The 25,526-nt window shown below is 67.0% G+C and carries 20 protein-coding genes; 10 read left to right on the forward strand and 10 right to left on the reverse strand.

The annotated features are described in order from the left end of the window. Positions 1-16: 16 nt before the first annotated feature. Entirely contained in the window at positions 17-2,371 is a 2,355-nt protein-coding gene (locus AC0CH8_RS17235; RefSeq protein WP_465240933.1) for a sensor histidine kinase, read from the reverse strand. Positions 2,372-2,645: 274 nt separating this feature from the next. On the opposite strand from AC0CH8_RS17235, the gene AC0CH8_RS17240 reads away from it, so the two are divergent. Beyond that, positions 2,646-5,672, forward strand: a complete 3,027-nt coding sequence (locus tag AC0CH8_RS17240) for a TonB-dependent receptor plug domain-containing protein (RefSeq protein ID WP_465240934.1) — start codon at positions 2,646-2,648, stop codon at positions 5,670-5,672. Between the two features lie 163 nt (positions 5,673-5,835). Here the strand turns inward: AC0CH8_RS17240 and ahcY are convergent, their stop codons facing one another. Further along, positions 5,836-7,272: an adenosylhomocysteinase gene (gene ahcY / locus AC0CH8_RS17245; RefSeq protein ID WP_204198712.1), complete on the reverse strand. Its 1,437-nt coding sequence runs from the start codon at positions 7,270-7,272 to the stop codon at positions 5,836-5,838. A 114-nt stretch (positions 7,273-7,386) separates the two neighbouring features. After that, positions 7,387-7,947 carry a YqgE/AlgH family protein gene (locus tag AC0CH8_RS17250; RefSeq protein ID WP_465240935.1) on the reverse strand — a complete coding sequence of 187 codons (561 nt, stop codon included), beginning with the start codon at positions 7,945-7,947 and terminating at the stop codon, positions 7,387-7,389. Between the two features lie 113 nt (positions 7,948-8,060). On the opposite strand from AC0CH8_RS17250, the gene AC0CH8_RS17255 reads away from it, so the two are divergent. The 3 genes from AC0CH8_RS17255 to AC0CH8_RS17265 all read left to right on the forward strand — a co-directional run bounded on the left by AC0CH8_RS17255 (position 8,061) and on the right by AC0CH8_RS17265 (position 10,803). Next, positions 8,061-8,540 (forward strand): redoxin family protein, encoded by a 480-nt coding sequence (locus AC0CH8_RS17255; RefSeq protein WP_465240936.1) that lies wholly within the window; start codon positions 8,061-8,063, stop codon positions 8,538-8,540. A gap of 236 nt (positions 8,541-8,776) precedes the next feature. Further along, a complete protein-coding gene (locus AC0CH8_RS17260; RefSeq protein ID WP_465240937.1) occupies positions 8,777-10,213 on the forward strand; it encodes an AMP nucleosidase in 1,437 nt (478 codons plus the stop codon). Positions 10,214-10,299: 86 nt separating this feature from the next. Continuing rightward, the gene (locus AC0CH8_RS17265) at positions 10,300-10,803 is read left to right on the forward strand and encodes a hypothetical protein (RefSeq protein WP_465240938.1); all 504 of its coding nucleotides are present in this window, start codon (positions 10,300-10,302) and stop codon (positions 10,801-10,803) included. Positions 10,804-11,436: 633 nt separating this feature from the next. On the opposite strand, the gene AC0CH8_RS17270 is transcribed toward AC0CH8_RS17265, so the two are convergent. Genes AC0CH8_RS17270 through AC0CH8_RS17280 form a run of 3 tightly spaced genes read right to left on the reverse strand, consistent with a single transcriptional unit; the run spans position 11,437 to position 14,497 of the window. Continuing rightward, positions 11,437-13,263, reverse strand: a complete 1,827-nt coding sequence (locus AC0CH8_RS17270; protein WP_465240939.1) for a M2 family metallopeptidase — start codon at positions 13,261-13,263, stop codon at positions 11,437-11,439. Positions 13,264-13,314: 51 nt separating this feature from the next. Next, entirely contained in the window at positions 13,315-14,070 is a 756-nt protein-coding gene (locus AC0CH8_RS17275; RefSeq protein ID WP_465240940.1) for an alpha/beta fold hydrolase, read from the reverse strand. Beyond that, positions 14,051-14,497 carry a GFA family protein gene (locus AC0CH8_RS17280; RefSeq protein WP_465240941.1) on the reverse strand — a complete coding sequence of 149 codons (447 nt, stop codon included), beginning with the start codon at positions 14,495-14,497 and terminating at the stop codon, positions 14,051-14,053. The genes AC0CH8_RS17275 and AC0CH8_RS17280 overlap by 20 nt, the downstream gene beginning before the upstream one ends. Positions 14,498-14,609: 112 nt before the next feature. On the opposite strand from AC0CH8_RS17280, the gene AC0CH8_RS17285 reads away from it, so the two are divergent. After that, positions 14,610-15,281 carry a YitT family protein gene (locus AC0CH8_RS17285; protein ID WP_465240942.1) on the forward strand — a complete coding sequence of 224 codons (672 nt, stop codon included), beginning with the start codon at positions 14,610-14,612 and terminating at the stop codon, positions 15,279-15,281. A 3-nt stretch (positions 15,282-15,284) separates the two neighbouring features. On the opposite strand, the gene AC0CH8_RS17290 is transcribed toward AC0CH8_RS17285, so the two are convergent. The 3 genes from AC0CH8_RS17290 to AC0CH8_RS17300 all read right to left on the reverse strand — a co-directional run bounded on the left by AC0CH8_RS17290 (position 15,285) and on the right by AC0CH8_RS17300 (position 19,358). Continuing rightward, complete coding sequence (locus AC0CH8_RS17290) at positions 15,285-15,737, reverse strand: GFA family protein (protein ID WP_465240943.1); 453 nt, start codon at positions 15,735-15,737, stop codon at positions 15,285-15,287. 11 nt (positions 15,738-15,748) lie between these two features. Continuing rightward, positions 15,749-16,777 carry an aspartate-semialdehyde dehydrogenase gene (locus AC0CH8_RS17295; protein ID WP_465240944.1) on the reverse strand — a complete coding sequence of 343 codons (1,029 nt, stop codon included), beginning with the start codon at positions 16,775-16,777 and terminating at the stop codon, positions 15,749-15,751. Positions 16,778-16,997: 220 nt separating this feature from the next. Continuing rightward, on the reverse strand, positions 16,998-19,358 hold the full coding sequence (locus tag AC0CH8_RS17300; RefSeq protein WP_465240945.1) for a S9 family peptidase: 2,361 nt from the start codon (positions 19,356-19,358) through the stop codon (positions 16,998-17,000). A 238-nt stretch (positions 19,359-19,596) separates the two neighbouring features. Between AC0CH8_RS17300 and AC0CH8_RS17305 the strand changes: the two genes are divergently transcribed. The 4 genes from AC0CH8_RS17305 to AC0CH8_RS17320 all read left to right on the forward strand — a co-directional run bounded on the left by AC0CH8_RS17305 (position 19,597) and on the right by AC0CH8_RS17320 (position 23,370). Next, positions 19,597-20,250, forward strand: coding sequence for a DUF6975 family protein (locus AC0CH8_RS17305; RefSeq protein ID WP_204198700.1), 654 nt, complete (start codon positions 19,597-19,599; stop codon positions 20,248-20,250). A gap of 51 nt (positions 20,251-20,301) precedes the next feature. Then, positions 20,302-21,156: an AAA family ATPase gene (locus AC0CH8_RS17310; protein WP_465240946.1), complete on the forward strand. Its 855-nt coding sequence runs from the start codon at positions 20,302-20,304 to the stop codon at positions 21,154-21,156. 109 nt (positions 21,157-21,265) lie between these two features. After that, positions 21,266-21,691, forward strand: a complete 426-nt coding sequence (locus AC0CH8_RS17315) for a thiol-disulfide oxidoreductase DCC family protein (protein ID WP_465240947.1) — start codon at positions 21,266-21,268, stop codon at positions 21,689-21,691. A gap of 20 nt (positions 21,692-21,711) precedes the next feature. Next, positions 21,712-23,370, forward strand: a complete 1,659-nt coding sequence (locus tag AC0CH8_RS17320; protein WP_465240948.1) for a DUF4166 domain-containing protein — start codon at positions 21,712-21,714, stop codon at positions 23,368-23,370. A 35-nt stretch (positions 23,371-23,405) separates the two neighbouring features. Here the strand turns inward: AC0CH8_RS17320 and AC0CH8_RS17325 are convergent, their stop codons facing one another. Further along, a complete protein-coding gene (locus AC0CH8_RS17325; protein ID WP_465240949.1) occupies positions 23,406-24,821 on the reverse strand; it encodes a methyl-accepting chemotaxis protein in 1,416 nt (471 codons plus the stop codon). A gap of 112 nt (positions 24,822-24,933) precedes the next feature. On the opposite strand from AC0CH8_RS17325, the gene AC0CH8_RS17330 reads away from it, so the two are divergent. Beyond that, complete coding sequence (locus AC0CH8_RS17330; RefSeq protein ID WP_465240950.1) at positions 24,934-25,518, forward strand: CHAP domain-containing protein; 585 nt, start codon at positions 24,934-24,936, stop codon at positions 25,516-25,518. Positions 25,519-25,526 lie beyond the last annotated feature (8 nt).

Raw genomic sequence — 25,526 nt, forward strand, 5'->3', positions numbered from 1 at the left:
CACGGAACTTCCCACTTCATCGCCGCGGCAGTTCCACCGTCACCAGCGTCCCCTCGCCCGGCTCCGACACCAGCGAGATCGTGCCGCCATGCGCCTCCACGAACTGCTTCGCCAATGGCATGCCCAACCCCAGCGCACGCTCACCGCCCGGTTGCAGATGCGGCTCCGCAAACCGGTCGAACACGCGGCCCGCACTCTCCTCGTCCAGCCCCGGCCCGTCGTTGGACACCACGAGGCGCGCATGCGTTGCGGTGCCGTCGGCGTGCAGCAGGATGCGCCCACCCTCGCCCAGCGACGCCAGCGCATGCCGCAGCAGATGCTCGACTACCTCGCGCAGCCTCTGAGGATCGCCCTGCACTCGCCCGGCCGATCGCGAGAGTTCGACCGCGAAGTCGATCTTGTGCCGCTTGATCGCCGGCTGGATCGCCATCGCCGCCTCGCGCGCGACGGTGACGAGGTCGACGTCCTTGCGCTCGACCGCCGCCCCCTCGCCGCCGCGCGTCAGGTCGAGCACGTCGTCGATCAACAGCCCCAGCCGCTCGACCGAGTCGAGGATCGCCTCCACATACGTCCCCGCCTCCGCTGGCAGCTCGCCCGCATAACCGCCGTGGAGCATCTCCGCGAACCCGCCGATCGAGGTCAGCGGCGTCTTCAGTTCGTAGCTCATGTTCGCCACGAATTGCGTCTTCACCTTGTCCGCCGCCTCCAGCGCATCCGCCCGCTCCCGCAACGCCTGCTCCGCACGGCGGCTGTCGGTGATGTCCAGCATCGTGAACAGCGCATTGCCGTCTGGCAGCGGCACGCCCGCGAACTCGAAATGCCGCCCATCGGCGAAGGCCACCCGCCCACCACGTTGCTGCCGTTCGGCGGTGGCCGAATGGACGAGGTCGGCGATCAACGTCGACCGGCTCGGCGTCGACAGGCGCGGCGCGATCCGGCTCGCGAACACGTCGACGCGCGGATGACTCGCCAGGAATTCCTCGTCGACGCCCCACAGCGCGCGGAAACGGTTGTTCCACAATTGCAGCCGGCCATCGGCGGCGAACACACCCAGCGCTTCGAACAGATTGTCGAACGTTGCGGTGCGGACGCGCAGCAGCGTGTCGCGCGCGCTGGCCAGTTGCACCTGCTCCGTCCGGTCCTCGAAGATCAGCAGCAGGCCGCCGTCCGGCAACGGCTGCGCCACCACGTGCAGGTGCGTGCCACCCGGCAGATGCCAGTTTTCTTCCGACGCGACATCCGCCGCCACGAACCAGTTCCGCCGCTCCGCCTTCCAGCCCGGAAAGTCGCGTACTTCCGGCAGGCGGTTCGCCTCGCGCATCCGCTCCAGCACGCGGTCGAATTCGGGGCGATCCGCCAGCCATTCCGCGCGCATCGCGAACATGCGGTGGAACGGCTGGTTGCAGAACACCAGCGCCCGGTCCGGCCCGAACTGCGCCACGCCCGCCGACAGCCGGTCGAGCATGCCGCGCTGTGCCTCGGCGAACCGCTTGGCGCCACTCCGGGCCTGCTCCAGTTCCTCGATATCGACCGCAAAACCAGCGACTCCGCCGGTCGGCAGCGGCACGTCGATCACCCGCAACCGCCGCCGCGCGCCGTTGATCGTGGCCGGCAGCACCTGTTCCGCGGGCCGGCCCTGCGCCTTCGCCGCCGCCGCTCCCGCCAGCGGCCCGCCCTGCCCGGTGCCCTCGACCAGTTCCAGCCCCCGAGACAAGGTTTCGGAAGCATCCCGCCCCTCGACCGCCTCGACATAGGCGGAATTGACCATCGCCAGCTTCAGGTCGCCGCCGCGATACCACATCGGCATCGGCGCCGCCTCGATCAGCCCGGTCAGCGCACGATAGGCGTCCGCCAGCCGCTCGACCTCGCTGCCCAGCCGCTCGATCTCACCCTGCGCATCGCTCGCATCGAAAACCCACACGATCGCGCCGCCCGCCGCGCCGAGTTCGGCGGGCGCCCGCCCGCCGCGCAACGTCAACGCCCGGTCAGACCCGCGCGGTCGTATCGCCCGCTCGAACTCGCGCCCGGCACGCTGCGCTGCGGTGACATCGGCCGTCAGAACCGCCACGTCCTCCGGCTGGAGCCCAGCATCATCCCCGTCGGTCAAATCAGCCAGCGTTCGCGGCGCGACCGAAAGTCCCAGCCAGTCCGCCAGTCGCGTCGGCATCTCGATGCGCCCGTCCGGCCGCACCAGCATCGCCAGCGCCGGCGCACTGCGCAGCGTCGCATGCAGCCGTGCATTCTCGTCGCGCGCCATCGCCGCCGCCGCGCGCGTTCGCAGCCCCACGAACAATGCCGCCACGCCGCCGCCGATCACCACCAGCAGCATCAGGCCGAGCCCGATCGTCGCTCCGGTGCCGAGCTGCATCATGTCATGATCGGTCGCGCAGGCATGCCACCGTGTCTAGGGTCAGCGCGGGCCACGGGCAACGGTCGTGATGATGTAGAGGTGCAACCGGGCTAACCCGCATTGGAAAGACCGGTACGGACCTAAGTTGTTGCAAAGGTGTGACACTTTCCAAGATATCGATGAGCTGAGCGGACACACGCGGGAGCCCGGGCGTTTTTGGCGGTACCTGACCGACACATCGGCAGGCGGGGCGATCCTCGTCCCGGTGTTACATCGTTCAGGGAATGCACCAGCAATGTCCGTACTCCGACGCCACCTTCTTGCCACGACCCTGCTGGTCGCGGCGACGCCATTGTCGGCTCTTCACGCCCAGGACGCCGCTAACCCAGCGCGGACGGCGGAAACCGCTGACCCCGCCTCCGCGCAGGACGGGACCGCGCAATCCGCCACCGATCCCGCGTCTCAGGCCAACGGCGCCGCGGCGCAAGGCGACGAGGGTGGCGGCGACATCGTCGTCACCGGATCGCGCATCGCCTCGCCCTCGGCGACGGCAGCCTCGCCGCTTCAGGTGATCGGTGCCGCGCAGATCCAGCAGGCCGGCGTCATCAACGTGCAGGACGTCCTGCTTCAAAATCCGACCTTCGGCGCACCCGGCATCAGCCGCACCAACTCCAGCTTCGCCACCCAGTCGGCCGGCGTCGCGACCGTCAACCTGCGCAACCTCGGCGAAGACCGCACGCTGGTGCTCGTCAACGGCCGGCGCTTCGTGTCGGGCGTTCCCGGCAGCCAGGCAGTCGACCTCAACGTCATCCCGACGCAGTTCCTGGAACGCGTCGACATCCTGACCGGTGGCGCATCGGCCGTCTATGGTTCGGACGCCGTCGCGGGTGTCGTCAACATGGTCTACAAGACCAAGTTCGACGGCGTGCAGATCGACGGCCAAATGGGCATCAGCCAATATGGCGACGGGGCCGATCGCCAGATCAACGCGCTGGTCGGCAAGAACTTCGCAGACGACCGCGGCAACATCATGCTGTTCGGCGGCTATTCGAAGCAAGGCACGGTTTTCAAGAAGGACCGTTCGACCGAAGCAGGTTCCAGCGCGGTCGATTCCAGCAGCCTCGGGCTGGCGAACGGAAATGACTCCGACCTGTTCACGCCGCGCACCCTGTTGTCGGGCTTCATCCCCGGCGGCCGCTTCTACACCGGCACGGGCGACGACACGCAGATCTTCAGCTACGGCACCGACAACGTCCTGCGGAACTGCACCACCACCAGCTGCGGCGGCTTCAACCGCTCCGACTTCCGGTATCTCGCGGTGCCGGTCGAGCGCTACGTCGCCGCCGGCCGCGGCAATTTCGAAGTGTCGCCCGCCTTCAACCTGTTCCTCGAAGGCAACTACGCGAAGACCAAGGCGAACACGAACATCGAGCCGTTCCCGCTCAGTTCGGACCTCGTCAACATCGCGACGGGCGGTCAGGTGCCGATCCAGACGGTCGTCGGCGGCGTCACCTATCGCAACCCGTACGTGCCCGACGCGATCTTCAACGCGGCGACGGATACCGATGGCGACGGCCTGCGCGACATCTATTTCGACCGTCGTCTCGCCGATTTCGGCGCGCGTACCAGCCGCGCCAGCCGCGAGCTGTTCCGTATCGCCGGTGGCGCCAACGGCAAGTTCCTGGAGGATCGCTTCAGCTACGAGGTCTATGGCATCTACGGTCAGACGATCGAGAACCAGAGCGGCAACGGCCAATATGACAGCCGCAACTTCACGGCGGCGCTGAACGCCTACACCGACCCGGCTACCGGCCAGATCGTGTGCGCCGATCCCGCCGCACGCGCGGCGGGCTGCATCCCGGCGAACATCTATGGCATCAACGCGCTTGCGCCGGCGGCAGGCTACATCGCCGCACCGACGACGCTGCGGTCGAAGCTGACGCAGACGGTCGCCGGGGGCAACGTGTCGGGCAAGCTGTTCTCGCTGTTCGGTGCCGATGCGATCGGTGTCAGCGTCGGCGGCGAATACCGCCGGGAATCGAGCAGCAACGAGTTCGATCCGCTGACCCAGCTCGGCCTGAACGGCAACAACGCGCTGCCCTCCACCCGCGGCAAGTTCGATCTGTTCGAAGGGTTCGGCGAAGCGATCGTCCCTATCATTCAGGATCAGCCGTTCTTCCACTCGCTGTCGCTGCGCGGCGCGATCCGGGTGTCGGACTACTCGACGATCGGCACGACCTACAGCTACAACTACGGCGGCGAATGGGCTCCGATCGAGGATGTCCGCTTCCGCGTGATGCAGGCACGCTCGGTGCGCGCGCCCAACATCAACGAACTGTTCCAGCCCGCACAGCAGGATTTCCCGTCGGGTCTTCAGGATCCGTGCGCGGGCCTGACGGCGGGGGCGACAGGCACGCTCGCGACCCAGTGCCTCGCCGCACCGGGCGTCGCCGCCAACATCGCCGCCAACGGCGCGTTCGCGGTCAATCAGGCGGATCTTCAGGGCATCACCAGCTTCGGAGGCGGCAACCCTGATCTTCAGGAGGAGAAGGGCGACTCGTTCACCGCTGGCGTCGTGCTGAACCCCCGCTCGATCGCGGGTCTGCGCAACCTCGTCGTGACGGTCGATTACTTCAACATCCGCGTCCGGGATGCGATCGTCACCACGCCGCTGCAATTCATCCTGAACCAATGCTACAACAACGCGGTGCAGGAATTCTGCGATCTCGTCGTCCGTCGTCCGACCGTCGTCGGTCCGAACAGCGCGGGTTCGCTGGACGAGGTCAACACCTCGCCATCGAACAGCGGCGGGCTGAAGACGTCGGGCGTGGACGTCAACGTCGACTGGCGCGGCAGCCTCGACTCGCTCGGGGTCGGCGGCAATCTGACGCTGCACGGCGCGTACACGCACCTCATCAAGGGCTATACGATCCCGCTGCCGGGTTCAGACCGCGACTATTTCGCCGGCGAGATCGGTGCGGCGCGCGACCGTTTCTCGGTCACGTCCGGCTATGATCGCGAAGGCGTCGGCCTCACCCTGACAGGTACCTGGATCAGCCAGTCCAGTCTCGACGATCAGTTGACGGGTGCGCGTCCGGGTACGAACCCGCTCTACCGCGTGCGTCCGCAATTCTACCTCGACTCGCAAATCCGTTTCCGCACCGATGGCGGATACGAGTTCTACATCGGTGGTCAGAACCTGCTGAACAACAAGCCGCCCTACCTCGCCGATATCGGCGCGACCGCAGGTCAGGATACCGACACGTCGGTGTACGATCCGCTCGGCCGCCGCTTCTATGCGGGCGTCCGCATCGGCTTCTGACCGGACGGGGGAGCGTCCCCGCGGCGCTCCCCCTCACCTAACATCCGCCGCGTCGCCCATCACGGGCGGCGCGGCTTTTTCGTGGGCATCGCGCACAACGAAAAAGGCCGCGCCACCCTCCCGGTGACGCGGCCTTTCATCGCTGCTCAGAAGAGCGGCGGGATCAGTAGCGGTAGTGGTCCGGCTTGAACGGCCCTTCGACCGGCACGCCGATATAGCCGGCCTGCTTCGGGGTCAGCTGCGACAGCTTCACGCCGAGCTTTTCCAGGTGCAGCGCCGCGACCTTTTCGTCGAGGTGCTTGGGCAGGACGTACACGTCGTTCTTGTAGTTCTCGCCCTTGGTCCAGAGCTCGATCTGCGCGAGCGTCTGGTTGGTGAACGACGCCGACATGACGAACGACGGGTGACCGGTCGCGCAGCCGAGGTTCACGAGGCGGCCCTTCGCCAGCACGATGATCTGCTTGCCGTCCGGGAACTCGACCAGGTCGGTGCCGGGCTTCACTTCGGTCCACTTGTAGTTCGACATCGCGGCGATCTGGATCTCGCTGTCGAAGTGGCCGATGTTGCAGACGATCGACATGGGCTTCATCGCCTTCATGTGATCGGCGGTGATGACATCGGCGTTGCCGGTCGCGGTCACGAAGATGTCGGCGCGGGTCACCGCCTCGTCCATCGTCACGACCTCGAAGCCTTCCATCGCGGCCTGCAACGCGCAGATCGGATCGACCTCGGTCACCATCACGCGCGCGCCGCCGTTGCGGAGCGACTGGGCCGAACCCTTGCCGACGTCACCGAAGCCGGCGACGACTGCGACCTTGCCGGCGAGCATCACGTCGGTGGCGCGACGGATCGCGTCGACCAGCGATTCCTTGCAGCCGTACAGGTTGTCGAACTTCGACTTCGTGACGCTGTCGTTGACGTTGATCGCCGGGAACGGCAGCTCGCCCTTCTTCGCGATCTCGTACAGGCGGTGCACGCCGGTCGTCGTCTCTTCGCTGACGCCCTTCAGGTTCTTGACCGTCTCGGTCAAATAACCCGGCTTCTTGGCGATGAATGCCTTCAGCGCGCGTTGGAACTCGACCTCTTCCTCGTTCTCCGGCTCGCCCAGCGTGTGGCCGGCCTCGAGCTTCGCGCCCCACAATGCGAACATCGTCGCGTCGCCACCGTCGTCGAGGATGATGTTGGCGGTCTGGCCCTCGACCTCGGCATCCCACGAGAAGATGTCGCCGACGTAATCCCAATACTCGGCCAGGCTCTCGCCCTTCACCGCGAACACCGGCACGCCGGTCGCGGCGATCGCGGCGGCGGCATGGTCCTGCGTCGAGAAGATGTTGCACGTCGCCCAGCGCACATCGGCACCGAGCGCGGTCAGCGTCTCGATCAGCACCGCGGTCTGGATGGTCATGTGCAGCGAACCGGTGATGCGTGCGCCCTTCAGCGGCTGCGACGCGCCGAACTCGCTGCGCAGCGCCATCAGGCCCGGCATTTCGGTCTCGGCGATCTTGATCTCGGCCCGGCCGAATTCGGCGAGGGCGATGTCCTTGATGACATAGTCTTGCGCCGTCTTGGCGGCGCCCTCGGGCGCAAGTGCGGTGGCCACGAATAGTGCTCCTGATACGAATGAATGGGTGCGCCCATACGGGTTTGCAGCCTCACGAGCAAATATAAAGATATCTTTATATGTTCAAGTCCCGCGCATCGCGACCGAATGCGATCACGCGGTACCCACCCCCGCGACCAGTAGCCGCGGATCGATGCCCGCCCCCGCCATCGCCCGCGACCAGCGCTCCTGTGCCGGCGCATCGAACAGCACCGCGTCCGCCGCGGGCGCCGTCAGCCAGCCTGGGCGCGACAATTCACCCTCCAGCTGCCCCGCGCCCCAGCCGGCATAGCCCAGCGCGACGACCCAGTTCGCCGGCCCGCTACCCTCCGCGATCGCGCGCAGCACGTCGAGCGTCCCGGTCAGCGTCCAGCGTCCCGCGACCTGCACCGAATCCTGCCCCGACCATTCCGTCGAATGCAGCACGAACCCGCGCCGCGGCTCCACCGGCCCGCCCAGATGCACCGGCGCGTTCGGCGCCACCCCCGGCTCGATCTCCAACTGTTCCAAAAGCGCATGGAACCCGACGCCCGGCACCACCGCACCCAGCCCGATGCCCAGCGCCCCGTCCGCGTCGTGCCCGCACATCGCGATCACCGCATGTTCGAAGCGGGGATCGCTCATCCCCGGCACTGCGAGGAGGAACTGGCCGGTAAGATACGCAGGTTCGGTCACGCCTGTGCGCATAGCCGCTGCGGAAAGCCGCCGCCACGCTTGAAATCAGCCCGCCTCCGCCCGAAATGCGCCGGGCCCGGCGAATTCAGCCGGCGATCCACGGAGAAAACAGGATGACCATCAGCGTCGGAGACCGACTGCCCAAGGCCACGCTCGTCAAGGTGACCGCCGACGGTCCCGATCAGGTCGACACCGAGAGCTACTTCGCGGGCCGTAAGGTCGCGCTGTTCGCGGTGCCCGGTGCATTCACGCCGACCTGTTCCGCCAAGCACCTGCCGGGTTTCGTCACGCAGAAGGACGCGTTCGCCGGCAAGGGCGTCGACGAGGTCGCCTGCACCTCCGTCAACGACGCCTTCGTGCTGGATGCGTGGTCGAAGCAGAACGACGCCGCGGGCGTGACGATGCTGGCCGACGGCAACGGCGACTTCGCCCGCGCACTCGGGCTGGAGATGGACGGATCGAAGTTCGGCCTCGGCACGCGCAGCCAGCGCTACTCGATGCTGGTCGAGGACGGCGTCGTGACCCAGCTCCACGTCGAACAGCCCGGCGAGTTCAAGGTCAGCTCCGCCGAACACCTGCTTGGCGAAATCTGAATCGGAAATTCTGGACTGTCGGAGGGGTATCCACGCCAACGGCGTCACCCCTCCGGCGCTCCGCGCACCTCCCCTTGCAGGGAAGGACTTTGCTAGCGAACCCCATTCCTCCCCAGCGAGGGGAGGTGGCAGCCCACAGGGCCGACGGAGGGGTGACACCGCCGGCGTAAACACCCTCGGTTTTCCTCGCAGCGCCCCGTCTTGCCTCCTTCATCCGCCGCGCGTAACCCTTCGCGATGACAACCGCTTCCGACATCGTCGCAGAGCTGGACCGGCTCTACACCGCCTCGGTCGACCGCCTTCAGGCCGCCCTCACCCGCTACCTCTCGGACGGCACGCCGCCCGACGCGACGGCCCGCAGCGACGGCAGCTTCGCCTATCCGGAAATCCGCCTCAGCTTCGCCGGTGAAGCGGCTCGCCCCACGCCGCTACGCTCGTTCGGCCGCCTCGTGTCGCCCGGCGACTACCGCATCAGCGTCACTAAACCAGCGATCTTCGCCGACTACCTGACCGAGCAACTGACGCTGCTGATCGAGGATTACGACGTCACGGTCGAAGCGGTGCCCGGCCGTCAGGAGATCCCCTTCCCCTACGTGCTCGACCCCGGTCATGCGCTCAGCCTCGATCAGGTGTCCGCGTCAGAGCTCGCCCGCTTCTTCCCCGCCACCGAGCTCGCGCACATCGGCGACGAGATCGCCGACGGCCTGTGGATGACGGTCGACGGCACGCGTCCGCTCGCGCTGTTCGACGGCCTGCGCACGGACTTCAGTCTCGCCCGCCTGCGTCATTACATGGGTACGCCGGCGGAGCACGTGCAGCGCTTCGTGCTGTTCACCAACTATCACCGCTACGTCGACGAATTCGTCCGCTGGGGCGCATCGCAACTGGGATCCGGAAGCCGGTTCACCGCGCTGTCGGGCGCGGGCAACGTCGTCATCCACTCGCCCGACGATGTCGACACGATCGTCTCCGACAGCGCGTGGCGGCGGCACCAGATGCCCGCCTATCACCTGATGGCCGACGACCGCACCGGCATCACGCTCGTCAATATCGGCGTCGGGCCGTCCAACGCCAAGACGATCTGCGACCACCTCGCCGTCATGCGTCCCGAGGCGTGGCTGATGATCGGCCATTGCGGCGGGCTGCGTCCTTCGCAGCGGATCGGCGACTATGTCCTCGCCCACGCCTATCTTCGCGACGATCACGTGCTCGACGACGTGCTGCCTCCCGAAATCCCCGTCCCCGCCATCGCCGAGGTGCAGGTCGCGTTGGCGAAAGCGGCGGAGATCGTCTCGGGCCAGTCGGGCGAGGAGTTGAAGCGCCGCCTGCGCACCGGCACGATCGTCACCACCGACGACCGTAATTGGGAGCTGCGCTACTCCAAATCGGCGCTGCGCTTCTCGCTCAGCCGCGCGGTCGGCATCGATATGGAATCCGCGACGATCGCCGCGCAGGGCTATCGCTTCCGCGTTCCCTACGGCACCTTGCTCTGCGTCTCGGACAAGCCGCTGCACGGCGAGCTGAAGCTACCCGGACAGGCCAACCGCTTCTACGAACGCGCGATCAGCGAGCATATGCGGATCGGCATCGAAGCGTGCGAACAACTGCGCGTCGAAGGCGAACGCCTCCACAGCCGCAAGCTGCGCGCGTTCAACGAACCGCCCTTCCGCTAAGTCATAGGAGGTGGCGGGCGCGCTCCGCTCGCAACCAAAACGTCGTCGGTCGCGTTACGCACCCGGAACCAAATCGGGGAACAGACATGGCCGACGACGACACGACCGCGACCACCGACACGCCCGCCAAGCCCGCGCGCCGTCGCCGTACGACCACCCCCGCCAAGGCCGCCGCCGCCAAGCCGCGCGCGACCCGTACCAAGGCGGCCTCGGCCGACACCGCTGCGCCTGCCGCGCCCAAGACCCCGAAGGCGAAAGCTCCCCCCAAGCCCCGCTCCAGCAAGCGCGCCGCGCCCGCCACCCCGGCGACCAAGGCCCGAGCCGCCGCGACCCGCACCCGCGCCGCTGCGAAGACCGCGACCGACAAGATCGGCGGCAAATGGGGTGCCGCCGCGATCGCCACCGGCATCGCCGCCGCCGCTGCCGGCGCGGCGCTCTTCACGCTCAAGGGCAGCAGCGCCAAGCCGGCAGACCCCGCCAAGGGCGCTGGTCCGAAGACGCCGACCAAGGGCGCCCATCAGCCCGACGGCACGGACTCGTCCAAGTCGTTCGAAGCAGGCATTGCGGACGAAAACACCGTCCCGAACTGATCGCCTGAGAAAGCCGTCTTTGCGAGCGTAGCGAAGAAATCCAGAGCGTCACGCAAGACACTGGATGGCATCGCTCCTCCCGTCGTTTCGGTCATGCCCGCGGCCGCCGTGCCCTATCGTGCTCCCGTGTAAGCGGGCGTCCAGTGGTGTTCCAAAGCCCGGCTTCGGCTCTAGCCACTGGACTCCCGCCTCCGCGGGAGAACAGCAGTCGAGAATAAAGGCTGCCACCACTCCCGCAGCTCACCCCGGCGAAGAAGGCGGGGTTCCAATCGCGCTCCTGTTCCGGACCGGCGGCCTGTTAAAGCCCGTCATTGCGAGCGTAGCGAAGCAATCCAGAGCGTCCTGCGAGACACTCGATCGATCGCATCGTTCCGCCAGCCGTCGCAATTCTTCCTAGGACCACCGTGTCCTCTCGTGCTCCCGCGAAGGCGGGAGCCCAGTGGCGTCGGAGCGTCCGGCTACGGCTCGAAGCACTGGACTCCCACCCCGCGGGACAACGACACTTGGAGCTCCGGGATCTCCTACGTCCCAACCCCCACGAAAACCGCCGCGCGCACCTGAGCACCGGACTCCACCGGGTGGCCAAAGACGACCCACGTCGATCGATAGCGACGTCGCCCGGCAACACGCGTCTCACCACCCGGTCGGCTTGCCCTTGTTCTGCTGATCCAGCCATGTCTTCAGCGGTGCGAAATACGCGATCAGCGCCTTGCCGCTCAACTCGCGCGTGCCGGTGAACGCCTGCAACGCATCCGGCCACGGCTTCGACTGGCCCATCGCCAGCATCGCATTCAGCCGCTGCCCGACCTCCTTGTTGCCGTAGAACGAGCAACGATGCAGCGGCCCGGTCCAGCCCGACTGCTTGCACGCCGCCTGATAGAATTGGAATTGCAGCACCCGCGCCAGGAAATAACGCGTGTACGGCACGCCCGCCGGCACGTGGTATTTCGCGCCCGGATCGAACCGAGTCTCGTCGCGCGCCACGGGCGGCGCGACGCCCTGATATTGCAGCCGCAACTTGTCCCAGCCCGCCTGATACTGACCAGCGGGGATCTGCCCCGAGAACACCTGCCACCGCCATTTGTCGATCAGCAGCCCGAACGGCAGGAACGCCACCTTGTCCATCGCCTGCCGCAGCAACAGGCCGATGTCCTTGTCCGCACCCGGCACCTTCGCCTGATCCAGCAGCCCGATCTTGACGAGGTAATCCGGCGTGATCGACAGCGCGACGGTATCGCCGATCGCTTCGTGGAATCCGTCGTTCGCGCCGTTCTTGTAGAGGAAGGGCTGCTGCTTGTACGCGCGCTGGTAGTAATTGTGGCCGAGTTCGTGGTGGATCGTCACGAAGTCGTCGCCATTCACCTTCGTGCACATCTTGATGCGGATGTCGTCCGCATTGTCCACGTCCCACGCCGATGCGTGACAGATCACATCGCGGTCGGCGGGCTTCACGATCTGCGACCGCTGCCAGAACGTCTCGGGCAAGGGCTGGAACCCCAGCGACGAGTAGAACGCCTCGCCCTGCTTCACCATCCGCACCGCGTCGTAGTTCTTCGCCTTCAACAGATCGCCGGTGTCGAAGCCCAGGTCGCCCGCCCCTGCCGGCGCGACGATGTCATAGATATTGCCCCATTCCTGCGCCCACATATTGCCCAGCAGGTCGCTGCGGATCGGTCCCGTCTTCGGCTGCACCGCGTCGCCGTACTTCGCGTTCAGCTTCCACCGGACATAGGTGTGCAACGCCAGATACAGCGGCTCCACCTCCTTCCAGATGCGGTCCGTCTCGGCCGCGAAGGCGTCCGGCGACATATCGTACCCGGCCCGCCACATCGCGCCGACATCGGCATAGCCCAGCCCCTTCGCGCCAGCGTTCGCCGCGACGGTCATCTTCGCATAATCGGCCCGCATCGGCGCTCCGACATTGTCGTGCCAGCTGACCCACATCTCCTTCAGCTTGGCCGGATCGCGCGTCTCGCCCATCGCCGCTTCGATGTCGGACCCGTTGATCGGCTTGCCGTCGAGCGTTCCCTTGCCCTTGCCGTACGCGGAGGACATGCGCGTGGTCAGCGTCGCCAACGCCTCTGCCGCGCCTGGCGTATCGGCGGCCGGCAGCGTGATGCCGTTCCGCAACAGGTCGAGCTTGCGCCGCGTATCCGCCGACAGCCCCGCCGCCGTTGCATAGCGCGCCGCGTCATTGGCCAGCTTCACCTGGATTGCGGTCTGGTCGCCGTTCGCCTTCGACGCTAGCGCATCGGTATCGTCGTTGATGTAGGTCGCCTGCACCCAGTTGATGCGGTTGACGGGAAGCGACAGCGCCGCGAGCTGCTCTTCGGCCTTGGCGACGAAGGCATCGGCCTGCGCCGCGGTCGGCTTGCCGACAGGAGCCGCGGGCGTCTGGGCGACGACGGACGCGGTCGACAGGCTCGCGAGCACCGCGAGCGATACGGATGTACGAAGCATTCGGGGATTCCTCTTCTATCCCCGTGAAATGCGCCGCCGCCCCGTCAGCCGTCAAGCGGCCAGAAAGTCCGCCATCGCCTGCCCCAGTTCGGGCTTCACCACCGAGCTCATATGCCCGCCCGGCACCTCGACATAGCGCCCGTTCGGCAGTGCGTCGGCGAGGTCGGGCGCGGAGCCATTGTCCTGATCCTCCTCGCCCGCCACCACCAACGCCGGCTGGACGAAGCCCGCGACGTCCTCCGCCTCCGTGTCGACGAACGTGTTCAGGATGCCGAGCAGCGCGACCGGATCACCCTTCGTCGTCTTGAGGAACGCCTCCGCCAGCCACTCCGGCGATCCCCGCTCATGCTCGCCGAGCCGGGTCAGGATGTTCCGGAAGTGATCGACACGCCGGTGGGTATGCAGCAGCCCCTCCAGACCCATGCCCGCGAACACGATCCGGCCGGGCGTCGCGCCCGTCGCCAGCATCCGCGACGTCGTCCGCGCGCCCAGCGAATATCCGCCCAGATCGTAATCCGTCAGCCCCAGATGCGCGATCAGCGCATGGCCGTCGCGGGTCAGCGTATCGGGAGCATAGGCCGCCGGATCGTGCGGTCGGTCGCTTTCGCCGTGCGCGCGCAGGTCCGGCATGATGACCCGGAACCCGTTTGCGGAGATCTTCGCCGCGTGCCCGTACCGGATCCAATTGGTGGCCGCGTCGGAGAAATAGCCGTGGATCAGCACCACCGGCCTTCCCTCGCCCATCTCGCGCCAGGCGATCCGCACGCCGTCGAAACTTTCGAAATATTCAGTCGGGGAGCTTGCCAACCGCCGTCCTCCACAATGTCGCGATCCGCTCATTGTCCTCTGTCCGGCTCGCCGGCAACCCGCGCGTGTCCAGCCACTCCGGATGCCAGCTTTCCGCACCCGAATGCTCGACCGGCCGAAATGCGGACGGATCGTCGAAGCTGCCGACCGTCAGGTCCAGATGGTCCGCACCGTCGCCCTCGTAGGTCAGCGGCGTCCCGCACTCCCGGCAGAAGCCCCGCTGCGCGATCGGCGACGACCGGTACCGCTCCGGCTCGTACGGGCTCCATCGCAGGTCGCCGCGCGTCACACCCTTGAACGCGATCGAAACCCCGCCGGTCGCCCGCTGGCACATCCGGCAGTGACACAGATAGGCGTCGTCGTCGTGGATCGTCACGACATAGCGGATACGCCCGCACTGGCACCCCCCGGTCATCTCCTTCGCCATACCCACCTCCTCGCGGCCCAACGCATGGCGCGGCGATTCAGTGTATCGCCCGACCGCCGCGTCCGTCGGGAGCGATCCACACGGTGGTTGACGCCACCACCTTCCCGCCATCATGGAAGCGGCGGGAGAGGATGCCTGGTTCACCTGCGACGGGACACCGGGATTGACCTACGACGACAGCCTGCCGCTCGGCCGCCCTCACAGCGTGGCGGAGGACGGCTATGCGCTCGCGATCGGATGCGTGCTGCTGGTCGTGGGACTGATGTTCCTGAAATCCGCGGGGCTCGTGACCGGCGGCATCGCGGGCATCGCATTGCTGCTGTCGTACATCGTGCCGCTGCCCGCCGGCGTGCTGTTCACGATCGTCAATCTGCCCTTCTTCTTCATCGCGCACCGGACGATGGGATCGAAGTTCGCGCTGAAGACCGTGCTCGTGAATGCCGGCATCGCCGCTTTTTCCGGCTGGGCTAGGCTTTCGGTGCATATCGCCGACGTGCATCCGGCGTTCGCGGCGCTCGTCGGCGGCACCGTCATCGGCATGGGCGTGCTCTGTCTGGCGCGCCATCAGGCGGGCGTCGGCGGCACCGGCGTGATCGTCCTGTGGCTCTACCGCACGCGCGGCTGGAACGCCGGTGTGACGCAGGTCGCGCTCGACGTGCTGGTCCTCGCCGTCGCCGCGCTGGTAGTCAGCGGCCCTGCCCTTGCATGGTCCGCGCTCAGCACCGTCGCGATCAGCCTGATCCTGTTCGCCTGGCACCGGCCCGGGCGGTATATCGGGCACTGAACCCTACACGGAATCCATTCCGGACAACCGCTCCAGCGCGTCGACGGAGGCCGCTTCCTGCCAAAGCTCCGCATCGTCCGGCAGGATCACCCAAGGTTGCTTGCTCCGTACCCAGATGTGCAGCGGCACGCGGATGCGCGCACTGTCGTCCAGCGTACCGGCACGAATGTTCACCAGATGCGGTCGCGCTGCATTGCTATTGTAGAGCCGCGTATGACAGGTTGGGCAGAACCGCTGTGTCGACACGCGCCCCATCGGATTTACGAATGCATAGTCCGTCACCACGCCGGTCACGTGGAGCGCATCGGCCGGCATGAAGAATTGCGTGGTGAACGAGCTGCCCGACCATGTCTGGCAATCGGTACAGTGGCAGGCATAGGCGGCGGGCAGCGTCGCGCGGTCGACGGTGTAGCGCACCGCGCCGCAGCGACAGCCGCCCGCAATCACCTCAAGCACCCTTCTGCCGCCTAGGCACCCTTCTGGAGATGCCGCCGCCCGAGCAATTCCGCGATCTGCACCGCGTTCAGCGCCGCGCCCTTGCGCAAATTGTCGGACACGCACCACAGCGACAGCCCGTTCTCCACCGTCGGGTCCTCGCGCACGCGGCTGACATAGGTCGCATCGTCGCCCGCCGCCTCGACCGGGGTGATGTAGCCACCGTCCTCGCGCTTATCGATCAGCATGATGCCCGGCGCCTCGCGCAGGATCGTCTGCGCTTCCTCGGCGGATATCTCGTTCTCGAATTCGACGTTCAGCGCCTCGGAATGGCCGACGAACACCGGCACGCGGACGCAGGTCGCGACGACCTTGATCTTCGCACCCATGATCTTCTTCGTCTCGACCACCATCTTCCACTCTTCCTTGGTCGATCCGTCGTCCAGGAAGCTGTCGATGTGCGGGATCACGTTGAACGCGATCTGCTTGGTGAACGTCTTCGCCTCCGCCGGGTCGCCGACGAAGATGTTGCGGCTCTGCTCGAACAGCTCGTCCATGCCGATCTTCCCCGCGCCGGACACCGACTGGTACGTCGCGACGACGACGCGCTTGATCGTCGCGGCATCGTGCAGCGGCTTCAGCGCGACGACCATCTGCGCGGTCGAGCAATTGGGGTTGGCGATGATGTTCTTCGCCCGGTACCCGTCGATCGCGTCCGGGTTCACCTCCGGCACGATCAGCGGCACATCCGGGTCCATCCGGTACAGCGACGAATTGTCGATCACGGTGCAGCCGGCGGCGGCGAATTTCGGCGCATAGATCGCCGTCGCCTCGCTGCCGATCGCGAACAGCGCGATGTCCCAGCCCTCGGGATCGAAATGCTCGATGTTCTGGATCTTGAGCATCTTGCCGGTGTCGCCGTATTCGATCTGGTCGCCCTGGCTGCGCGACGACGCCAGCACCGCAATCTCGTCGAGCGGAAATTCCCGCTCGGCGAGGATGTTGACCATCTCGCGCCCGACATTGCCCGACGCGCCCGCGACCACCACCCGATAACCCATTATGCCCTCCAGATACGCCGCGCCGCTCGCGGACCGCTCACGCTCATCCGTTCGTCTCGAGTAGCCGTCGAGCAAAGTCGAGACGGCCTATCGAGAGAGCAACCCGGCGGCGGCTGGTCTCGACACGGGCTCTCGACATGCTCGATCCCTGCTCGAAACGAACGGAGGAGCGGACGTCGCGCCGCCCTAGTCCGCGGCGACGCAGCACGCCAGCCAAGCTTTACTTGCCCTCGCTATCGGCCGCCGTTGGCGCGGGCGTCGGCATCGACGACACCGCCGGCACGGGCAGCGCCTCCGGCCGGTCGCGCACGGTGCGGTTCAGGAACGCCATGATCGTGCCCCACAGATGCTGCGACACGCCCGGCCCGCCGACGCGGTGTGTGTTGCCGGGATAGAACATCATCTCGAAAGGTGTCGCCGTCCGCTGCATCTCCGCCGCGAACGCCGTGGAGTTGTCGAGGAACACGTTGTCGTCCGCCATCCCGTGGATCAGCAGCAAGGGGTCGCGGATCTTCGATGCGTCCGCGATCGCCGCCGATGCCGCATAGGCCGCGCCATCGATGCGCGGATCGCCCATATACCGTTCGGTGTAATGGCTGTCGTACAGCTCCCAGTTCGTCACCGGCGCCCCCGCCACCGCCGCGGCATAGACGCCCGGCGTCTTCTCCAGCATCTTCAGCGACATATAGCCCCCGTACGACCAGCCATAGGTGGCGATCCTGGTCGGCTCCACGAACGGCAGCGTCTTCAGATACTCCGCGCCCTTCAACTGGTCCGCGACCTCCACGCCGCCCATCGCATGATAGAGATGATCCTCGAACGCCTTGCCGCGATTGGGCGAGCCGCGATTGTCGAGCATGAAGAAGATCCAGCCCTGTTGCGCCAGATACTGCGGCAGCGGCCCCTTCCACCCTCGCGTCACCGTCTGGCTGCCGGGTCCACCATAATGCTGGAAGAACACCGGATAGCGTTTGCCCGGCTCCATCTTCGGCGCGACCATCGTCCAGTGCAGGTCGGTGCCGTCCGCCGCCTTGATCGTCCCGAACGTCGTCGCGGCCTGGCCCGCGGCATAGGGGAACCAGGGATGGGCCTCGTTGACCGCATTCTCCGCGATCCACGACACGCGCTCGCCGCCCGCATCGGCCAGATACACCTGCGGCGGCTGCGTCGGGCTCGACCGCTGCACGATCAGCCGGCTCGCCGTCCCGTCCATCGAGCCGGAGTTGGTGAAGCCCCGCTCCGTCAGGCGCGTGATCTGGTTCGGCTTGGCGATGTCGACCGAATAAAGCTGCTGCTCCAGTACGTCGTCCTTCGTGCCCGCGAAGAACACGCGCCCCTTCGTCTCGTCCACGCCGACCAGAGCGGTGACGACCCATTCCCCCTTCGTCAGCGGCGTCCACTTGCCCGCCGCGAAGCGATACAGGTGCCCATACCCGCTCCGCTCCGACCGCCAGATCAGGCTACCGTCCTTCATCACGCGATACGCGTCGGTCAGGTTCGTCCAGCTCTTCGCGCCCGACTTCTCGGAGAACAGGATCGTCGAACGCCCCGTCGCCGGGTCGACGCGCAAGATGTCGATCCGCTTCTGATCGCGCGTCTGCCGCTGCACCAGCAGGCCCGATCCGTCGGGCATCCAGTCGACCCGCGCCAGATAGATGTCGGGCTCCGCGCCCAGATTCACCTTCACCTGACCCGTCCCGTCCGGCTTCATGATGTACAGTTCGACCAGCACGTTCGGCGTCCCCGCCGCCGGATAGCGCTGTTCGTAGACGCGCGTGCCGGTCGCACCGATCGCCGCGCGCGTCGCGACGTGGACCGGTTCCTCGTCGAACTTCTCGACCGCGACCAGCCTGTCGTTCGGCGACCACCAATAGCCGGTCCGCCGGTCCATTTCCTCCTGCGCGACGAACTCCGCCTCGCCCCAGTGGACGGTGCCGCCGCCCCCTGTCGTCAGCGCCTTCGCCTCCCCGCCGTTCAGCGGCTGTGCCCACAAATTCTGGTCGCGCACGAAGCTGACATAGCCGCCCGCGGGGCTCACCACCGGGTTCAACTGCCCGCCGGGCGTGTTCGTCAGCCGCCGGACATTGCCGTCCAGCCCGGCCAGATACAGGTCGCCGTCGAGCGGCACGAGGATCGCCTTGCCGTCGGGTGCCCAGTCATAGGCGACGATGCCCTTCGATCCGCCGATGCGCGTCCGCTCGCGCTGCATCTTCTCCGCCTCGGACAGTTCCGCACCGCTGCCGACCGCCTTGCTGTCGACCAGCATCCGCTCCGCACCCGTCCGCGTATCCGTCGCCCACAGGTCGAACCGTTCCTTTTCGTCCGCCCGGTTGCGCAGGTACGTCAGCAGCGTCCCGTCGGGCGACAGCTTCAGCGCACGCGGCTGGGTCCCCGACAGATCGGGACTGCCGAACACCTTCGCCAGCGTCAGCGTACCGGCCGCCTCGACCGGCGGCGTCGCGGCCTGCGCGCCGGCTTCGGTCGCAAGCGCCGGCGTCGGCGCGCCGGTTTGCACCTGTTCAGCAGCCATCGCCGAACTTCCCGCCGAAGCCAGCATCATACCCAGCAGCCATGCGCGCATCCTGTCCCGCTCCAAAATCGATGATCGCCCGGCACGGCCGGCACGACGCGCGTTATCGCGGCGCACGGCACCGGCGTAAAGGGCTGCCCGATGGCGGCCTTTGCGCTGATCCGATTGGGTAAACGCCTCGTACACCTCATCTTTACGTCATTCGGTATAGGCCCGGGCATCACATCACCGATGACGGACAGCGGTGTTACCCGCCGCTCTCCCTCGCCATCGATGAAAGGACGCGCTCTTGAATATCGCCTCGCACGGCTGGCACGGCAGCGCCTGGGAGATGCTCGTCCGCCTGAGCGACGCCGATGGCAGCGCCACCCACCCGCACGTCCTGCGCCTTGCCGATCCGCGATCGTCGCACCGCGATCTCGCCGATGCGGTCCACGCCCTGTGCGCGGTTCACGGTCGCCACCCCGGCCTGATCGACGCCGCGCTGTTCCACGGGGCACAACCGGACGCCTATGCGTGGCTCGACGGCGTCGCCGCCGGCTTCGCGGAGGAACGCGCGTTGCTCGCGCAGATCGCCGCCGCCGCCGGTCCGCTGCCCTCTACCCCCGGTCAGGCCGAAACCGAGGCCGCGCTGGTCGGCGTCCGTCACGCGATCGAGATGCTCGCCGGGTCCGACCGCACCGGCTGCGCGACGGGGGCCGCCGCGATGCTCGCGATCGACTGGCTGACGATCCGCAGCGTGCTGGCCCGCGCCGCCGACCGGTTCGGCGTGGCGCTACCGGTCACGGCGCTGCCGTCGCAGGCGGAGACCGCGACCGCGATCGTCGATCTCGGCGCCTCCGCCGCAATCGAGCGGGCGATGAACTTCGGCGGGCGTCAGCTGCTCGCGCAGCATCGCGGCCTGTGGGACCTGCTGGAGGCCCGCTCCAGCGCACGGGGCTAAGGCCGCGCCCCGACCTTGCGCGACGGAGCCCGATCCGCCACTCCCTCGCGCATGGACCGTTTCGAAGGCACCGCCGCCTATGTCGCCACCGACGACCTGAAGGTCGCGGTCAATGCCGCCGTCCGGCTGCGCCGCCCGCTGCTCGTCAAGGGTGAACCCGGCACCGGCAAGACCGTCCTCGCGTACGAGATCGCCAAGGCCGCCAACGCCGAGCTGATCGAGTGGAACGTCAAGTCCACGACCAAGGCGCAGCAGGGCCTGTACGAATACGACGCCGTCGCCCGCCTGCGCGACGGCCAGCTCGGCGACGAACGCGTCCACGACATCAAGAACTACATTCGCAAGGGTAAGCTGTGGGAGGCGTTCACCCGCCCCTCCCCGCCCGTCCTGCTGATCGACGAGATCGACAAGGCCGATATCGAATTCCCCAACGACCTGCTCCAGGAACTCGATCGCATGGAGTTCCACGTCTACGAGACGAAGGAGACGGTCCGCGCGGTCGAACGCCCCATCGTCGTCATCACCAGCAACAACGAAAAGGAGCTGCCCGACGCGTTTCTGCGCCGCTGCTTCTTCCACTACATCAAGTTTCCCGACCGCGGGACGATGCAGGCGATCGTCGACGTCCACTTCCCCGGCATCCAGCGGATGCTGGTGTCGAAGGCGATGGACATCTTCTACGACGTCCGCGACGTCCCCGGCCTGAAGAAGAAGCCGTCGACCAGCGAACTGCTCGACTGGCTCAAGCTGCTGCTGCACGAGGATATGCCGCTCGACATCCTCCAGAACCGCGACCCGACCAAGGCCATCCCGCCCCTGCACGGCGCACTCCTCAAGAACGAGCAGGACGTGATGCTGTTCGAACGGCTCGCCTTCATGGCCAAGCGGCAGCAGAACCGGCCCTGAAACGCCCGAACGGTGAACGACGGGCAGTCGACGCCTGTTAACCGCACCGGCAGGTCGCTCCATTAAGACGGCGTCTTTCCCTGCACGATCCTCCGGAGGAGATGACGACATGCACCCGCATGAGGGGCCAGCATCCGATGCCGGGGGCCCGATCATCCTGTTCGATGCCGAATGCGTCCTCTGCTCCGCCAACGCACAGTTCATCCTCAAGCACGACAAGGCCGCCCGCTTCCGTCTCGCCTCCATGCAGGGTGGTGTCGGCGCGGCACTCTACCGCCAGCATGGCATGGACCCGCTCGACCCGAGCAGCATCCTCGTCGTCGAGGGTGATCGCGTCCGCCGGGACAGCGATGCGGTCCTGAGCATCTACGAGGGACTTGGGTTGCCTTGGGGATTGCTGGGGCTGTTTCGCATCGTACCCGCGATCATCCGCGATCCCGTTTACCTTTGGGTCGCACGCAACCGCTATCGCCTGTTCGGCAAGCGGGCGACCTGCTGGGTCGCGCCGCCCGAGTACAGGGACCGATTGATGTGAGTGATGAAGCGACGGCGCCGATGCGGGTCCTGATTCTCGGCGGCTATGGCGTGTTCGGAGGTCGGCTGGCCCACCTCCTGTCCGATTTGACCGAGGTCGAACTCCTCATCGCCGGTCGCGACCGCGTTCGAGCGGACGCGTTCTGTACGCGCTATGCCGGCCCTGCACGCGTCCGCCCGGTCGTGCTCGACCGCGCCGACATCGTCGCGGGTCTTGCCGCCCATCGGCCCGATCTCGTCGTCGATGCCTCCGGTCCGTTCCAGGATTACGGAGCCGACCGCTATCACGTGATCGCCGCCTGCATCGCCGCGCGCGTCGACTATCTGGATTTCGCGGATGCCGCCGACTTCGTCGCTGGCGTCGCCCAATTCGACGCCGAGGCGAAGGCCGCAGGTGTGTTCGTGTTGTCCGGCGTCAGCAGCTTCCCGGTCCTCACCGCCGCCGTCCTGCGCGAACTCGCGAAGGGGATGGACATCGCCTCCGTCGAAGGCGGCATCGCGCCCTCGCCGTATGCCGGCATCGGCCTCAACGTCATGCGGGCGGTGGTCGGCTATGCCGGTTCGCCGGTGAAGCTGTGGCGCGACGGCCGCCCTGCGCACGGTATCGGCCTCGCCGAAAGCCGGCGCTTCACGATCGCACCACCCGGCCGACTGCCGCTGCACAACATCCGCTTCTCGCTTGTCGACGTGCCGGACCTTCAGGTGATCCCGCCCGAACACCCGACGATGACGGATATCTGGATGGGCGCCGGCCCGGTCCCGGAAGTCCTGCACCGCATCCTGAACATGCTGGCAAAGGTGCGATCCAGCTTCCGCCTCCCCTCCCTCGTCCCCTTCGCCCGCCTTTTCTACGCGGTCCTCAACCGCATGCGCTTCGGCGAACATCGCGGCGGCATGTTCGTGCGGGCACGCGGAACGGCGAATGGCCGACCCGTGGAGCGGAGCTGGCATCTGCTCGCCGAAGGGGACGACGGACCGTACATCCCGTCGATGGCGGTCGAGGCGATCGTCCGCAAGCTGCTCGCCGGAGACCGTCCGCACAGCGGCGCGCGTTCGGCGGTCCGGGCGCTCGAACTCGCCGATTACGACGCGTTGTTCCGCGGCAGGAACATCCAGAGTGGCTTCCGCTCGGACGAAACCGACGATGGTCCGCTCTATCGCCGCGTCTTGGGCCCGGCGTTCACGTCGCTGCCGCCCCGCCTGCAAGACTTGCACGATACCGCCACGGCAAGGCAGTGGACGGGGTTCGCCGACGTCCGCCGCGGCCGCGGACTTCTGGCGGCGCTGACCGCGAAGCTCGTCGGCTTCCCCGAAGCGGCAACGCAAATCCCGGTTTCGGTGAGCTTCAAGCCCGAAGGGGACGCCGAACTCTGGATCCGTCGGTTCGGAGACAAAGCCTTCTCGTCGGTCCAGTCTGTCGGGCGCGGGCGGAACGCGCATCTCCTTGTCGAACGCTTCGGGATCGCCTCGTTCGCGCTCGCGCTAGTGGTCGAGGGGGATCGCCTGCTGCTGATCCCGCGACGATGGAGCCTGCTGGGCATTCCGATGTCGACCACCTTGCTGCCAAGGGGATCGAGTTTCGAGACGCAGCGCAACGGCGAGTTCTGTTTCGACGTTGAAATCGCGATGCCTGTGATCGGTCTGATCGTCGCCTATCGTGGAACCCTCCGCCCCGCCTGACTGCCGCGACAGGGTTGGATCAGAAGGCGTCCGCGCTACGCCGCATCGCGATACGCTATCTCGAAATTGCCCCAACGGCGCCCGTTCACCCGGATCGGCACCCACACATTGCGCAACACGGCGGCGGTGCCACCGCCGTTAAAGCGATAGACTCCCATCATGAACGGGGCGTCGCTCCCGATCGCGCGCGCGGTGGCGGCGTCCAAAATGATCATGCGGTTGCGGCAATTCGCGACGTTCCAGCGGGCATCGCCCGGCCGCGGTGTCTGGGAGAAGCGGCTGATATGCGTTGGCAGATAGCCGTTCACGTCCGAACACACTGCGCTGATGATCCGCGGCTGTTCCCCCGCCAGCCTGTCGAGCAGCGGCCGCAGCGCCGCATCGGCGAAGTCGGAGAGCCGCGTATCGTACCGCACCGGATCGGACCCGGCGATCGGCCGGTACTGCGTGTCGAATGCAGCCTCCGGTGTCAGGTCGTGCCGCGCCAGCGCGCGTTCGATGATCGCGCTCGCCTCCGCCGCGCCCGCCAATGCCATGTCGACGAAACGCCGGTCGTCTGCCGCCAGTCCGGAATGCACGATGCGGTCGAACATGCCGTTCGCGACCAGTTCGATCTCCTCGACCTTCGCGCGCGCTTCCTCCAGCAGTTCGTCGGCGGCATGCGCCTCGTCCGCGAAGGTCGCGAGCTGCGACCGGACGCCGCCGGCATCCGCATGGATGCTACGCGCGGCAACCGCGATGCCCTCGCTGTGCGTGTCCACCTTGCACACGATCTCCAGCACTTCGCGGCACGTCTCCTGCACCGTGACGAACGTCGTGCGCGCTGCCGTCGCCTGCGCCACGCCCGCGACGATATCGCCTGCCAGCGATGTCGCCTCCTGATCCAGCGACGCGACCGTCCGGCCGATCTCGTTCACCGCGACGCGCGTATCCTGCGCCAGCTTGTTGACCTCGTCCGCCACCACCGCGAACGTCGCGCCGGTTTCACCCGCCCGCTGCGCCTCGATCGCGGCGTTCAGCGCCAGCATCCGCGTGGTCCGCGTGATCGTCTCGATCGACGCCGCGACCGCGCGGACCTGCTCCATCGCGGCGGCGAAGGCGGTCACCTGCAACCCCATCCGCGATACGAGATCGGTCAGCGCCTCGAATTCGCCGATCGCGCCGTCGATCAGCGTCGATCCGGCGTCCAGCTTCTTGCGCGCGCTGGCCGACAGCGTCCGCGCCAGCCCGCTCGCGCGGGCTGCCTCGTCCTGTCGCGCTTCCAGTCCGCGAATGATCGCCTCGATCGAACCAAGGCTGCTCAGCTGCCGCGCGACCCCTGCCGACGTGCCGGCGATCGCGTCGACGGCTTCCATGCATCCGACCGCAAGGTCGCCGCACGCTGTCGCGACGCTGGCGATATGATCACCGGTGTCCGAAGACGGATCGAATTGGAGCGAGCGCATGGCCATCGCGGGACGTTAGACACGGCGATCGGTTGCCATCGCGTTAAGTAAACAGGATCATTGTCGTCGCGTACGATTGTTAAGGTTTCGTTTACCATTTCGGGCTAGCCCTTCGCGCATGCGCCGCGCCCGCCCTTTCAGCCGTCGCCTCCTCCGCCTCACGGCGGCGGCGCTGCTGGTCGCCGCCTCGCTCGGCGCAGCGTTTCCCGCCCATGCCAGATCGCTGCTCGATTACGTTGGCCAGTGCGTGCCCTTCGCCCGTGCCGCGTCGGGCATCCAGATCTACGGCGATGCCTGGACGTGGTGGGACCAGGCCAACGGCAAATACGACCGCGGGCATCGTCCGAAGGTCGGCGCGGTCATTGTTTTCACCAAGACCGATCGTCTCCGTCTCGGCCATGTCGCGGTCGTCAGCCGCGTGGTCGAGAAACGCGTGCTGATGCTCACCCACGCCAATTGGTCCCGCCAGAACGGCGAGCGGGGCCATGCCGAACAGGATGTCACGCTGTACGACGTCTCGCCGCACAATGACTGGTCGGTCGTGAAAGTGTGGTTCCGCGACTCGGACGGCCTCGGCGGCAGCATCTATCCGGTAGAGGGCTTCATCTACGGCAAGGGCCGCAGCGCCGCCGAACTCACCAGCCGCGACCCCGACTATGTCGGCGCGCTGATCGATGCCTATGTCCCGGATGCGGGCCGCTAGCTTGCCCG

The organism is Sphingomonas sp. AC435 (genome assembly GCF_979253005.1).